Genomic DNA, 13,419 nt, shown 5'->3' on the forward strand with positions numbered 1-13,419 from the left:
GGGACTTGCGCCTGGTTGAACAGGATCGACTTGTCGGGATCGATCCCGCAGGAAACCAGCGCGGCGACCATTTCGCGCGTGTTTGCCGCGAGTTCTGCCGGGCTGTGCGGCATCGAAATGGCGTGGAGATCGGCAAGGAAATAGAGGCACTGCCCACCCTTGGCCGACCATTCGTCCTGCATACGCACCCAGTTCCGAATCGCACCAAGGTAATTGCCGAGGTGGAGATTGCCGGTGGGCTGGATGCCAGAAACGATACGCATCGAAAGTGCCTTCAGTTTGAGCGGCGACGCCGCAGGAGAAGCTTCAGATCGTCCACCCGGAAAGCCCCGGTAAGGACGGCGGCGAGGCCATAGACGACCACCCCGCTACTGACCAGTGCGGCCATTGCCGCAATGCGGATGGCCCACGTGCCCTGAACATAGGGCATGACCAGCCCCTGCCCGGCCCACAGCACGCCGCCCATCGCCACCGCCGCCAGCGCCAATCGCCACACGCGGCGCTTCAACCGAGCATCGGCCACGAAATGCCCACGCTTTTTCAGCGTGTAATAGAGCATCCAGACGTTGACCGTGGAGGCAATCGCGGTGGCGAGCGGCGGCCCCATGTGCTTCAGCGGCACGATCAGTAGCAGATTGCCGACAAGGTTCACCGCCATGGAGATCGTGGCATAACGCACCGGTGTTTTCGTATCCTGCCGCGCATAATATCCGGGCGTCAGCACCTTTACCAGAATGTAGCTGGGCAGGCCGATGGAGAAGGCTGCGAGCGCCTGCGAGGTATAGAACGTGTCGGTCGCATCGAACTTGCCATAGCCAAACAGCGCGGCGGTGATCGGCACGCCGCACAGCACCAGCGCCACGGTGGCGGGCAGGGTGAGCAGCAGCGCCAGTTCCATACCGCGATTCTGCGTGTCCATCGCCGCAGCCTCTTCCCCGCCGCCCAACTGGCGCGAGATGGTGGGGAGCAGCACGGTGCCAAGGCCGATGCCGATCAGGCCCAGCGGCAACTGGTTCAGCCGGTCCGCCATATAGATGTACGTGACCGAGCCTGCATCGAGCAGCGAGGCCGCGAGCGCAGTGGAAATGACGAGGTTGATCTGCACCGCGCCAGCGCCAGCGGCTGCGGGCCAGATCAGTTTGAGCAACTGCTTCACTTCAGGCGAAAGGCGTGGGCGGCGCAGCTTGAGACTGACGCCGTTCTGACGGCAGGCCAATGCCAGCCAAGCGAGTTGCAGCGCGCCCGAAACTGACACGGCAATCGCCTGATTGCGCGCGGTGACCAGCGGATCGTTCGAATGGAAGCCGAGCAGCGCGATGATCAGCGTAACGTTGAGCAGGATCGGCGCGGCGGCATTGACCCAGAATTTCTGCAACGAATTCAAGATGCCGCCCAGCAATGACACCAGACTGATGAGCATCAGATAGGGGATCGTCCAGCGCGACAGTTCCACCGCATAGGCGAACTGCGCGTCACTGACCCCATTGAACCCGCCCGACAGCACATAGGTAACCGGCCACGCGAAGACTTCGAGTAGAACGGTCATCACCAGCAGGACCGGCAGCAGCACGGCCAGTGCGGCTTCGGCAAAGTCCAGCCCATCGCGCAGGCCCTTGCCTTCAGGATCGGCCACGCGCTTGTTGAACATCGGGATGAAGGCTGCGGCAAAGGCACCTTCGGCAAACAGCGCGCGGAACATGTTGGGCAGGCGGAACGCGACAAGGAACGCGTCCGACGCAAAGGCCGCGCCGACGAAGCGCGCGAACAGGCTATCGCGCACGAGGCCCAGAATGCGGCTGAGCAAGGTCAGCCCGCCGATGGAACCGGTGGCCCTAAGAAGGTTCATGACTTTGGCACGCAAGCGTGGCGCTTTGGATCACATCCTTCGACAGGCTCAGGATGAGCGGCCCGTTGGGGCCAAGGATTATCTTTTGACAGGCTCAACATAAGCGCAAAGACAATCCTGTTTCCATCCCCGCTCGCCCTGAGCCTGTCGAAGGGCGCTGGCACTGTGTGCGTCGGCTTCGACAAGCTCAGCATGAGCGGGTTTGGGCAAAAGCCTCTATCAGGCCTGGCCTGCCGGAGTCGCTTCGGCGGTGGCCTGCGCCTGCGCCAGCTGCTGCATGTACAAGCCGTTGAAATCGATGGGTTCAAGCATCAGCGGCGGGTAGCCTGCATCGCGCACGGCATCGGCAATGATGCGGCGGGCGAAGGGGAAGAGGATGCGCGGACCTTCGGCGAACAGGAACGGGTGGGCCTGTTCATCAGCCACGTTGCGCATTCCGATCAGCCCGCAATAGGCCAGTTCAACGATGAAGGCAGTGCCCTCAGGCCCCTTGGACGTCACGTTGATCTTCAGTTCGATCTCGTGAATCTCAGGCTGGATGATGCGGGCCGATATGTTGAAATCAACTGCCATTTCAGGGACTTCAGTCCACTGATACGATTCCGGCGCGTTCGGGTTCTCGACCGAGAGATCCTTAACGTACTGCGAAATCAGGCCGATGGCGGGCGACGTGTCTTCGCCATTGGGAACCGGGCCATCAAGGTTGAGATTCGAAATGATGTTGCCTTCTTCGGCCATGTCAGACGCGCTTTCCGAGAGATATGGATGTTGCTGCGGGCGACTAGCACCATGGCCCCATGCGGGCAATCCGCCTTTGTTTATCGGCAAAACACAACAGCCGGGCGGAATTCTTGCCCAAGTGGACCACCCAAAGGGCCATGCACGCGTTGTTCATTTGTAATCCGTACCTATTTGAGGCAAGTTGGCATGACGCCATGCGTCCCGGATGGGCGCAGCGGCTCTATCGGGAACTTTGCGCGTGATTGTTCAAATAGTAATCCTGGCGATGATTGCGGCCTTTCTGGGCCTGCGCCTCTATTCTGTTCTGGGCCGTCGGCCTGAGCATGACGAAGAGCCAATGCGCCGCCGGATCGAACAGCCCGATCCATCGGGACAGAATCGCCAGCCGGTGAACCCACGCGGCACCGAAGGCAGCCAGCTTGCCCCGCGCCCGCGCGAACTTGCACAAGCTGAGCCGAACACGTTTGACAACAGCGCCGAAGCTGGCGTCCGCGCAATCATCGCGGCCGACCGCCGTTTTGACGTGGCCCAGTTCCTTGCCGGGTCGAAAGCCGCTTACACCATGATCCTCGAAGCCTTCTGGCGCGGGGACAAGGACGAGCTGCGCCAGCTGTGTGACGAAGATGTGTTCGCCGGGTTCGATTCGGCCATCGACGCGCGCGTTGCAGCGGGCGAAACGATCACCGCACGGGTTATCCGCATTGAGGAAGCGCGCATTGTTGCCGCTTCGATCGAAGGCAAAACCTCGCGCATTACCGTCCGCTTTCTGGCCGACATTGCATCGGTCACGCGCGATGCCGATGGCAACGTGATTGCCGGAACACTGGACGATGCGGTTGAAACGCGCGACCTGTGGACTTTCCGCCGCGATATTACCGCGCCTGATCCCGACTGGCTGCTCGACGAGACTGACGAGGCTTGATCCTTTTCAGGAACGGCACCGTGGGGGTTTTATCGAGGTTTGGCAAAGGCAAGAGCGCTGCGGTGATCGCGGCGCTCTTTCTGCTTGGCGGCTGCGGGCGGCTGATACCTGAAGGGCGCGGGCCGGGACCGGTGGCCCCGCCACCTGTGCCAACCGTGACCGCCCCCACTGCCGCGCTGGCCGGGGTTACGCGCGGCCCTGCCGTGGCGGGGCTGGGTTTCAAGGCGGACAATGCGGCGCTGGCGTTGCGCAGTTTTGTTATCTCCTGTCCGCGATTGACGCGGCGCGCCGACACTTCAGGGCTGACCCGGACCGAGGATTGGGCACCGGCCTGCGCGGCAGCCGCGAGCTGGCCTTCGGCGCAGGCAGCGCAGTTCTTCTCAACCTATTTCGAAAGTGCTGAAGTGGCGGGGGGCAATGCCTTTGCCACCGGATACTTCGAGCCGGAAATCGCCGGGGTGCGCGCACGCCAGCCGGGTTTCGACGTGCCGGTCTATGCCATGCCGCGCGATCTGGTGCGGGCCAAGGCGGGCGATGCGCAGCCCCTGCCCGATGGGCGGATGCCGCTGGGCCGCTATGACGAAGCGGGCGTGTTCACGGCCTATTGGGACCGGGCGCAGATCGAGGCTGGGGCGCTGATCGGCAAGGGCCTGGAGATTGGCTGGGCAGCCGATCCGGTGGAAATGTTCTTTCTGCAAATCCAAGGTTCTGGCCGCTTGCGCGCGCCCGATGGCAGTGTGATCCGCATCGGCTATGCCGGGCAGAACGGCTATCCCTATACCGGCATCGGCAGCCTGATGCGCGAGCGTGGGCTGATTGGCAGCGGGCCGGGGCAGTATGACGGATCGCTGCAGGGCATCCAGAAGTACTTGCGCGATTTCCCTGATGCAGGGCGGCGATTGATGCAGCAGAACCGCAGCTTCGTATTCTTCCGCGAACTGACCGGGCCGGGTCCGGTAGGCGCGTTGAACGTGCCGGTTACCGGTCGGGCAACGGTGGCGGTCGATCCCGCGTTCGTGCCGCTGGGCGCGCCGGTGTGGCTGGACGTGGACCGGGCCGAGGCGGACGGGCTGTGGGTGGCGCAGGACACCGGCGGGGCGATCAACGGGGCCAACCGCTTTGACACGTTCTGGGGTGCAGGTGCCGATGCGCGGCGGATTGCGGGCGGGATGTCTGCCCGGGGCAAGGCGCTGGTGCTTCTGCCGAAGGGTGTTCTGGCAAGACTTTCGGGGCAGCGCTGATGCGCGCGCCGCGCGGGCTTTCAGCCGAAGAGGCCGCGCTTTGGGAAAAGGTGGCGGCGACGATCACCCCGATCCATCCTGTGCGGCCCAAGGCGAAGGTGGCCGAGGCTGTTGCGCTGGTTCCGCCTGCGCCACCGCCCAAGCGGGTGAAAGGGCGCGTGCCGCCTCCTTTGCCCTCGCCATCACCCACGCCCGGGGCGCGACCGTTGGAAGGGCATGGGCTGGATTCAAGCTGGGAGCGCAAGCTGGCGCGCGGGGCGATTGCGCCTGACGTGACGATCGACCTGCACGGCATGGGGCTGGATGCAGCACATACGCGGCTCAACGGCGGAATCGCGCAGGCCCTGGCGATGGGGGCGCGGGTGATGCTGCTGATCGCAGGCAAGCCGCGCCCGCATGACGAGCAGGATGCGCGCGGCAACCGGCGCGGGGTCATCCGGGCCAAGCTGCTCGATTGGCTGGCACACAGCCCTCACGCCAGCCGCATCGCTGCCGTGCGCCCCGCACAGCCCAGGCACGGCGGGGCGGGCGCGGTTTACATTATCCTGCGCAAGCCGCGTTAGGCCTTGGTCCAGCGGGCGGCGAAGAAACCGTCGATCCCACCGTGGTCTGCCAACATGCCAGGATCAGAGCGGAAGTGGCCGTTTGTTGCGGCAATGCCTTCGGGCAATTCTGTGTCGGTTACGGGCTTTGGCGTGAGCGCGGTGAAAGCGGTGGCTTGCGCCTCACCCTCCTCCGGTTCCAGCGAGCAGACCGCGTAGACCAGCGTGCCGCCGGGAGCGAGCCATGTGGCGGCGCGTTCCAGCATGGCGGCTTGCAGTGTGGTCAGCTCATCCATCGCGGCATGGCGGTGGAGCACATCGGGGTGGCGGCGGCAGGTGCCGGTGGCGCTGCATGGGGCATCAAGCAGTATGGCATCGAACGGCGCATCGGGCGTCCATGTCAGCGCATCGGCGGCGACGATTTCAGCGGTGAGACCGCTGCGTTCGAGATTTTCGGATAAGCGTTCGTTGCGACGGGCAGACTTGTCGAGCGCAGTGACGGACCAACCGGCGGCGGCGAGTTGCAGCGTCTTGCCTCCGGGCGCGGCGCACAGATCGAGCGCGCGCTTGCCCTGCCCTTGGCCCAGCAGGCGGGCTGGCACGCTGGCGGCCAGATCCTGCACCCACCATGCGCCTTCGGCAAAGCCTTCCAGTGCGTCGATGGCGCCAGCGCGGGCGAGGCGGACGTGGCCGGGGGCGAGCGAATGGCCGCCAAGACGCTCTGCCCATAGCGCGGTTTCAGACGGATCGCGCAAGGTGAGGTCCAGCGGGGGCGGCACGGCGATGCCCTTGGCGATGGGCTGAACACGCTCTGGCCATGCTTGCTGCCAGCGGATTGCGGCAGATGCAGGCAGCGTCGGCGCATCAGGCAGCGTTACCGCGCCCTTGGTCACGGCCGAAAATACGCCATGTGCCAACCGTCGCGGGCCGCCCGTCAGCAGTGGCAAACCAGTGGCAACGACAGCGTGACCGGGCAGGTTCAGCCGCAGCGCCTGTGCCAGCATGATGCGCAGAACTGCGCGCGCCTTGGCATCTTCGGGCAGGGCCTGCTTGGTCGCGGCATCGATCAGCGCGTCGAGATCGGCCATCCAGCGCAGCGCCTCGTGCGCGATGGCGAGCGCGAGCGCACGGTCATCGCCGCGCTCGATCCCGCGCAGCACCGGGGGCGCGGCCTGATCGAGCGGATCGCCACGGCGCAGTACCGCATCGAGCAGGCGCAGCGCGGCGCGGCGGGCGGGGACGCCGGGGATTTCATCGTCGGATTGTGTTCTGGCCATGGGTGCCTATCGCCGGTCATGCCCCAATATGCAATTGCACTTCGGCGCGTGAGGCTCCATCTGCCTTACCATGGACAAGCCTATCCCTCGCGCCACGCAGCGTCCGGCAGAATTCACCCGCCCTGCGCACTGGACCAATGACCCGGCACCCACGCCCAAGCCTATCGAACAAGGTGATGACCCCGATGGCCTTGACCCCACCCGCTTTGGCGACTGGGAAAAGAACGGGATCGCGATAGACTTCTAACCCTCGATCACGCGCGCCTGCGGGTGATGCTTGTCGAGGTGCTTGCGCAGGATCTTCAGGTTGCGCGAGTTCGAGCGGAAGAACAGGTCAAACGCATCGCCCACCAGTGGCACTGCGCCTATGGCGGTATCGACCGCAACGTTTGCGCCCATGCGCCACAGCTTCCACTTGGGCAGGCCAAGGTTGCGGGCTTCCCACACCACATAGGCCCCCATCACAGCGGTCAGCACATCGCCCAGCACCGGGACCAGCCCGGCGATGGCATCAAGGCCCACATCGCGGCGTATCACCGGGATGGTAAAGCTGCGTTCCAACACGCGTTCCAGCATTTCCACGCGTTGGCGGACCGATGCGGGATCGTTGCCGAGGCCCGGTATTTCGGGGCGCATTGGCTGAGGGCGGGCGGCGGCAGGCTTGTCCATCAGCCCTATCTGGGGAGCCATGCCATCGGCGGCAAGGGATGCCAGCCCCACGGACTTTGCGCAAAGCCTGTGGTGCCGCTGCGCACCATCGACCAGCGCAAGGGCCGAGCGATGGGAATGAAGCCGTTGGCGGCGGTGATCTCGGCCTCCGCCTCGGCCAGCAGGGCAGCGCGCGCAGCGGGATCGAGCGCGCGGCGCGCCTCGGCCACGCGTTCATCTCCGGCGGGGCTGCACACGGCCTTTTGGACGGTGCACGAAAGCTGGTTGAGGAACCACGTGGCGCGACCATAGCGTGCAGCCACATCGACCAGCCGCAGATCGCCGCGGTCACTTTCCGGCACACGGCGCACGGCAATACCGATGCGGGCGAAATCACGACGCAGCGCATCGAACACCAGTGTAGACCCCACGCCATCGGCCATGGCGATGTTCATCGTGGGCAACGCACGCCCTGCGTCCTTCCACGCTGCAACGCGCGCTGAGGCCTGCGCTTGCCGCTCCTCCATGCTCATCCCCTGCCACCGTTCGCCGATGGTTCCCAGATCGTCCTCGGCATCGGGGGAGACGATTCGCGTGGTGGGCTGCCAGCCGCCGATGTTGAAGCCGCCCAGGAGGGCATCCCGGTCTATCGCCATGGACAGCGCCTCACGATTGGCTGCCCCGCCAAGGAAGCCTTCGGTGCGCGTCACCACAAGGCCGAACAGTCCGGTAACTGGATCAAGCTGCACATTGCCGCGCGTGAGGCCGATCCGTCCGGCCAGTGGCACGTTATCAACCTTGCCGCCCAGCACGACATCGACATCGCCGTCATCGAACCGGGCCACCGCTGCGGCTGCTTTGGCAAAGCTCAACGAAACAGCACGAGCGCGGCTGGCAAAGCTCTCCTGCTGGGGCAGGCCCCGCTTTTCGGGCGGGATCAGCGTGAACAACTGTGCGCCATCCTCGGCACTGGTGAAAGCCATCGGCCCGGTGCCGACCACCTGCCCCTTCGCATTTTTCCATGAAAACGAAAGTTCCGGCTGCGCCAGCAGGATCAGCAGTTCCGGCACAGGGGCGGCCAGATCGATCTCGATCACCCGGTCGGCCATCACGCGCACTTCGTCTATCGCCGCAAGATCAAGGCCGAGCGCAGTGCCCTTCAACCCCGCGATGGCTTTGCGCAGCAGCGCAGCGGCCACATCGGCGGTGATTCGCTTGCCATCGGGCCAAGTGCCATCACGCAGGCGGAAGATATAGCTCTGGCCATTGTCGGTAACGATCCAGCGGTCTGCCAGCGCCGGCACCACGCGGCCTTGCTCATCAAAGCCGACCAACCCTTCATCGGTGGCGGCGCGGACCAGTTGAGCAGAGGGAGACAGGCGCTGCCCCCGCTCTTTCAGAGCCGCTGCATCGCCAATCACGGCAACGCCAAGCGTGCCATCGCGCCCCTGTCCGCATGACGCGAGCAGCATGGAAAGAATTGCGATTACAGGGAGCCGAGCAGCCATCGGCAGCAGACTAGGCCAGGTGCGGCGATGCGTCCAGAACGCTGCCGATACACCGTGTCAGATTTTGCGGAGCGGACCAATCGGCGAGTTGCCCAGAGGCACTTTGACGAAGCGCGGCGTTGAGTCACCAGCGCCAACCGGTTCACGTGCCAGCTTGGGATCGACTTCTTCGTGGAACGCAATGCCAAAACGGGTGTCCTGAATCCACGCGACGACACCTTCGACCCAGCCAATATTGCGCAAGTTCACTTCAACCTGCGTGCCGCGCTGCACTTTGACCGGACCTTCGGCCATCATGCCACCGGCGGAAAGATTGCGCACCTTGATCCGGTGTTCGGCATCGGATTCGGGCAGGCGCACTTCGGCCATCAGAAACAGGCTGTCCCGCCCGATATGTCGATGGTCGATGTCAGTCACCAGAGGTTCCGCCAATCCCATGAACGCTGTCCCGCACGGGTCAGACTGTACCCGCACACACGGGTATCGCACCAATTCCTCGCTGTTTCCTAAACCAGCAAGGTAAACACGAGGTTAGCACGCCGTCCCGTTAACCGCGTTTGGGCGGGAGCGCGCCTTGCCACCCGCCCTCAGGGAAATCACATATCGCGGGAAATTTTTTCCCTGCGTTCATGCGCTTCCTGCGCTTCAACAGTCATCGTGGCGATGGGCCGCGCGATGAGCCGACCAAGGCCGATGGGCTCGCCAGTCACTTCACAGTAACCATATTCGCCTTCATCAATCCGGCGCATGGCCGAATCAATCTTGGCAATCAGCTTGCGCTGACGGTCCCGGGTGCGAAGTTCGATGCCCCAGTCCGTCTCGCTGGACGCACGATCGTTGAGATCCGGTTCGCGAATCGGACCATCCTGAAGCGCCGAAAGCGTCCCGGCAGCGGCGGAAAGGATAGACTTCTTCCATTCAAGCAGCAGCCGCCGGAAATAATCCTGCTGCGCTTCGTTCATGTAAGCCTCGTCATCGCTTGGCACATAATCGCCCGGAAGAGCGCGTCGTGCTTTTGCAAGAACGTCAATTTCGTCAGTCAAAACGCCAGCCATTCGGCCCTCCGCATAACAAGCTATCCGCCCCTCCCGGCCTGCATTCTCTCCGTTTCCGGCGCGCAAGCTCACGTACTGGCGCGCCTATAGGATTGGCCCGTGACCCGCACAAGCGATTAGGCGCATACCCTGAATTAAGGTGGCGTGAAGTGTCAGTGGTCACCAAAGGTTTTCCCAAACTGTTTCCGCCGAAAACAAAGGCATGTGCCAGCGGTCCTTCGCGTTAACCATTTATTGACCAAGAATTGTGACTTTCACCCCATCGGAAGCACCCCCGGAAGGCTTGGGGATCGGCTTTCCTCAAAGGGGTTACAGGGTAATGACGCAAGCATGGATCAAGCTGGTGCCGGATGAAGGCCAGCCAGCCGTTGAAGCCGAAACAACCGAGTCGGGCGATCTGCTCGTTGCCACCTGTCTGGCTGCCGCCGCCAATGGCGACAATAACGCGCTGTTCGATCTGGGCGTGGCCTATTCGACCGGCAGCCACGGCGTTCCGTGCGACATGATCGAAGCCCACAAATGGTTCAATCTTGCCGCTGTGAGCGGGCACGAGGAAGCGGCGCATTGCCGCGCTGATGTGGCCGACGAAATGACCGCACGCGAGATTGCCGAAGCTCAGCGCCGGGCGAGGGAGTGGTTGCGCAGTGGCCGGGCAGCTGCTTGAGGGCGAAAGCCGACCTATCGTAACGATTCTAGGCACAAACGGTCCAGAAAACACGATTGAGAATGCTCAATTCCCATTTTGAACCTCAGGCCTCTACCGTGCTCCAAAATACTGGAACGCACTGGACTCAGGTGATCAAACTTCCCAGTCCACAAGCCAGCTTCGTAATTGTACCACCAATAAGTACAGCCCCGACTTGATAAACCGAGGGCTTGCTCCATTTGCCTGTCGCAGGATCGAAACCAAAAGTTTCAGGCTTAGTGGGATCAGCACCTTCGGCTGGAGTATGAACTGCAACTATTTGCGTTGCAGTGTTACAAGCAAGTCCAGCGAGATTATTTAAAAATGTCGGTGACGTAATGGAAATATTTTCCATTCCGTTTTTACGCATCATATTAGCCCAATCGAATACAACTTTCTTAATATCACTCCCATTCGCTTTAGAAATATCAATGAATGCAAAACTTCCCTCCTTATCTACAGCAACTAGCACAGGCCCTTTCGACGCAGATTGCCCATAACGCTGCAAATAAATATTTGCAACTTGATAGTCATACTCCTTCAAAATCTTCTTGCAGTCCATTCTATTATCTACGTCATTCTTAAGCACCCAATATATGGGCGCAAATTCAGCCTTAACCCCGCTACTTAAGGCGACATTCATAGGCGCAAGCTTGACAAATGCTTCACAAAACTTTTTGTTTTTTGAACTATTAGCATCAGTAAACAATACAATACTTTTTATTTTACCGGAATTAGCTTCGTCAAAATTATTAACTCCACGAACTAAAAAATCAGATACCGATATTAATTCTGCTTTCGAGCCTACATTTGTTGTTACGCAGCTATTAAGCATCAATGCCACAATGCTCATGGCGAAAAACCGAGCAATAAGTCGATTCATGATACACTCTCCCGATTGGCGATAATGAGATTATTCGCGAGCGATACACTCCTGAAATTTCAGGAAGCGTATCATATTTTCAGGCAATATCATCATTTTTTGAAGAGGTATGTGTTGCTATCCTGATTTACGAAGTTTGTTGCTGTATAGCTGGCCAACAAAGCAATATCGCCCCTCACCCCTTCTTGAACGGCGTCCGCGTGCCCAGCACAAGTTGGTCCTGCGCAATCCCCGCGCGTTCGCGTTCGAGAAAATCGGCCACGGCGCGGCGGAAGTTCGGGTCGGCGATGTAGTGGGCCGAGAGGGTCTGGACGGGTGCATAGCCGCGCGCCAGCTTGTGGCCGCCCTGTGCGCCTGCTTCCACGCGTGAGAGGCCCAGCGCGATGGCGGCGTCTATCGCCTGATAATAGCACAGTTCGAAGTGGAGGAAGGGCTTCTCCATCAGCGCCCCCCAGTAGCGGCCATAGAGTGCATCCTTGCCGATGAAGTTGATGGCACCTGCCACTGGTTCATCATCGAGGAACGCCAGCACCAGCAGCACCTTGTCGGCCATGCGCTGCCCGATCAGGTCGAACGCCTCGCGCGTCAGATAGGGGCGGCCCCATTTGCGCAGGCCGGTGTCCTGATAAAACAGCCAGAAGGCGTCCCAATGTTCGGGGCGGATCATGTCGCCGGTCAACTGGCGAATTTCTATGCCGTCCTGCGCCTTGGCGCGCTCCTTGCGCAGGTTCTTGCGCTTGTCCGAGGACAGTTGGCCAAGGAAATCGGCAAAGCTTTCGTACCCACGATTTTCCCAGTGGAACTGGATGTCGCTGCGGGGGAGCCAGCCAGCCGCTTCGAACAGCGGCATCTGTTCGGGCGTGATGAACGTGGCGTGGGCCGAGGATAAGCCGTTGGTATCGCACAGTTGTTCTGCCGCGCGCAGCAGGGGCGTGGCAAGGTCAGGGCGGCCTCCCAGCAGCAGGCGCGGGCCGGTGGCGGGGGTGAAGGGCGCGGCGATCTGCAGCTTGGGGTAATAGTCCCCGCCTGCGCGGTGCCATGCATCGGCCCACGTATGGTCGAACACATATTCGCCCTGGCTGTGGCTTTTCAGATAAGCGGGAAGCGCGGCGGCGGGGCGGCCATCCTCCCCCTCGATCACGATGGGCAGTGGCGACCAGCCGGAGCGCCCGCCGACCGAGCCGGAATCCTCCAGAAGCGTCAGGAAAGCGTGCGAAACGAAGGGGTTGCCATCGCCTGCCAGCCGGTCCCAATCTTCGGCAGCGATCTCCGAGACGGCTTTGTGGATGCGCGCGGTGTAAGTCACGAAGGGGTCATGCCCCAGCGCCAGCGCCTTCGGCAATAGGTCCATCGGCACAGTCCGCTGCGCGCGCGGCATGATCGGCGGTGCGGACGGTCCATGTCAGCACCGGGAACCCGCGCTTGCGCTGGGCGGCCACGAATTTGCTCGGCAAATCGCGCACGTCCCATGCCAGGAATAACGGGCGCGCCTGCCAGAAGGCGAAGTGCAGCTTGAGCGTGGCGGGCAGCGTGCGGCTGCCGTTTTCCGTCACCACAAGGCCGTGCGCGATGTGCGGTGAATGGCGCGCGAACCAGCGGCTGACGCGCGGGTCGAAGCTCATCACCGCCACTTCTCCGCGATAGCCTTCGAGCGCGCGGCGCACGGCAAGGCACAGCGGGGCGGCGCGGATTTCCTTCTTTGATTTCAGTTCGATAAGCACGGGCACCCGGCCTGCCACCTGATCGAGGAGGGCGCGCAAGGTGGGGATGCAATCGGTGCCGCCGGTCAGCGGGATCTTTGCCAGATCATCGGCGCGGCGATCGATCACCGCACCCGTTTCGGCAGTCAGGCGGTCAAGCTCCCAATCATGGAACACCACCGCATGGCCATCAACCGTGCGCTGCACATCGCATTCGATGCCCAAGCCGCGCTCTATCGCGAGCGCGAAAGCCTTGGGCGAGTTTTCGGGTGCGCCGGGTCCGTGCAGCCCGCGATGGGCATAGCTGCGCCCCTTGAGCCAGCCGACCCGCGCCGCCTTGGGAGCGGCGACGAGGAAGCGGTCAAGCTGGG

General features: G+C 62.3%; 15 protein-coding genes and 1 pseudogene. 5 read left to right on the top strand and 11 right to left on the bottom strand.

Features of this window, described 5'->3' with window-relative positions; translation table 11 throughout:
• From B7X90_RS15015 to secB, 3 genes and pseudogenes are all read right to left on the bottom strand, one after another.
• A pseudogene (locus B7X90_RS15015) lies at positions 1-263 on the bottom strand (tryptophan--tRNA ligase); the annotation flags it as partial.
• Positions 264-274: 11 nt separating this feature from the next.
• Positions 275-1,846: a murein biosynthesis integral membrane protein MurJ gene (gene murJ, locus B7X90_RS15020; RefSeq protein WP_292625745.1), complete on the bottom strand. Its 1,572-nt coding sequence runs from the start codon at positions 1,844-1,846 to the stop codon at positions 275-277.
• A gap of 219 nt (positions 1,847-2,065) precedes the next feature.
• On the bottom strand, positions 2,066-2,584 hold the full coding sequence (secB, locus tag B7X90_RS15025; protein ID WP_292625747.1) for a protein-export chaperone SecB: 519 nt from the start codon (positions 2,582-2,584) through the stop codon (positions 2,066-2,068).
• A gap of 241 nt (positions 2,585-2,825) precedes the next feature.
• Here secB and B7X90_RS15030 point away from each other — a divergent pair, with 241 nt between their 5' ends.
• From B7X90_RS15030 to B7X90_RS15040, 3 genes are read left to right on the top strand one after another with little or no spacing between them, the layout of a single operon-like run.
• The gene (locus tag B7X90_RS15030; RefSeq protein ID WP_292625749.1) at positions 2,826-3,509 is read left to right on the top strand and encodes a Tim44/TimA family putative adaptor protein; all 684 of its coding nucleotides are present in this window, start codon (positions 2,826-2,828) and stop codon (positions 3,507-3,509) included.
• A gap of 20 nt (positions 3,510-3,529) precedes the next feature.
• Positions 3,530-4,750, top strand: coding sequence for an MltA domain-containing protein (locus tag B7X90_RS15035; RefSeq protein ID WP_292625751.1), 1,221 nt, complete (start codon positions 3,530-3,532; stop codon positions 4,748-4,750).
• Complete coding sequence (locus tag B7X90_RS15040) at positions 4,750-5,313, top strand: Smr/MutS family protein (protein WP_292625753.1); 564 nt, start codon at positions 4,750-4,752, stop codon at positions 5,311-5,313. The genes B7X90_RS15035 and B7X90_RS15040 overlap by 1 nt, the downstream gene beginning before the upstream one ends.
• Here B7X90_RS15040 and B7X90_RS15045 read toward each other — a convergent pair.
• Complete coding sequence (locus tag B7X90_RS15045) at positions 5,310-6,569, bottom strand: methyltransferase domain-containing protein (RefSeq protein ID WP_292625755.1); 1,260 nt, start codon at positions 6,567-6,569, stop codon at positions 5,310-5,312. The genes B7X90_RS15040 and B7X90_RS15045 overlap by 4 nt on opposite strands.
• A 70-nt stretch (positions 6,570-6,639) precedes the next feature.
• Here B7X90_RS15045 and B7X90_RS15050 point away from each other — a divergent pair, with 70 nt between their 5' ends.
• Positions 6,640-6,816, top strand: coding sequence for a DUF1674 domain-containing protein (locus B7X90_RS15050; RefSeq protein WP_292625757.1), 177 nt, complete (start codon positions 6,640-6,642; stop codon positions 6,814-6,816).
• On the opposite strand, the gene B7X90_RS15055 is transcribed toward B7X90_RS15050, so the two are convergent.
• From B7X90_RS15055 to dksA, 4 genes are all read right to left on the bottom strand, one after another.
• The gene (locus tag B7X90_RS15055; protein ID WP_292625759.1) at positions 6,813-7,238 is read right to left on the bottom strand and encodes a DUF4112 domain-containing protein; all 426 of its coding nucleotides are present in this window, start codon (positions 7,236-7,238) and stop codon (positions 6,813-6,815) included. The two genes, B7X90_RS15050 and B7X90_RS15055, sit on opposite strands and share 4 nt — an antisense overlap.
• A gap of 5 nt (positions 7,239-7,243) precedes the next feature.
• Complete coding sequence (locus B7X90_RS15060) at positions 7,244-8,725, bottom strand: ABC transporter substrate-binding protein (RefSeq protein WP_292625760.1); 1,482 nt, start codon at positions 8,723-8,725, stop codon at positions 7,244-7,246.
• 57 nt (positions 8,726-8,782) lie between these two features.
• On the bottom strand, positions 8,783-9,142 hold the full coding sequence (locus tag B7X90_RS15065; protein WP_292625762.1) for a PilZ domain-containing protein: 360 nt from the start codon (positions 9,140-9,142) through the stop codon (positions 8,783-8,785).
• Positions 9,143-9,321: 179 nt separating this feature from the next.
• A complete protein-coding gene (gene dksA, locus B7X90_RS15070; RefSeq protein WP_292625764.1) occupies positions 9,322-9,780 on the bottom strand; it encodes an RNA polymerase-binding protein DksA in 459 nt (152 codons plus the stop codon).
• A 319-nt stretch (positions 9,781-10,099) separates the two neighbouring features.
• Between dksA and B7X90_RS15075 the strand changes: the two genes are divergently transcribed.
• Complete coding sequence (locus tag B7X90_RS15075; RefSeq protein WP_292625765.1) at positions 10,100-10,444, top strand: hypothetical protein; 345 nt, start codon at positions 10,100-10,102, stop codon at positions 10,442-10,444.
• Between the two features lie 127 nt (positions 10,445-10,571).
• On the opposite strand, the gene B7X90_RS15080 is transcribed toward B7X90_RS15075, so the two are convergent.
• The 3 genes from B7X90_RS15080 to B7X90_RS15090 all read right to left on the bottom strand — a co-directional run.
• Positions 10,572-11,348 (bottom strand): hypothetical protein, encoded by a 777-nt coding sequence (locus B7X90_RS15080; protein WP_292625766.1) that lies wholly within the window; start codon positions 11,346-11,348, stop codon positions 10,572-10,574.
• 175 nt (positions 11,349-11,523) lie between these two features.
• The gene (locus B7X90_RS15085) at positions 11,524-12,699 is read right to left on the bottom strand and encodes a GNAT family N-acetyltransferase (RefSeq protein ID WP_292625767.1); all 1,176 of its coding nucleotides are present in this window, start codon (positions 12,697-12,699) and stop codon (positions 11,524-11,526) included.
• Positions 12,662-13,419 (bottom strand): glycerophosphodiester phosphodiesterase family protein (locus B7X90_RS15090; RefSeq protein ID WP_292625768.1); only part of this gene is annotated, 758 nt, incomplete at its 5' end. The genes B7X90_RS15090 and B7X90_RS15085, both read right to left, overlap by 38 nt.

Origin of the sequence: Novosphingobium sp. 17-62-19 (genome assembly GCF_002256775.1) — a bacterium.
In the GTDB taxonomy this organism is placed as follows: Bacteria; Pseudomonadota; Alphaproteobacteria; order Sphingomonadales; family Sphingomonadaceae; genus Novosphingobium.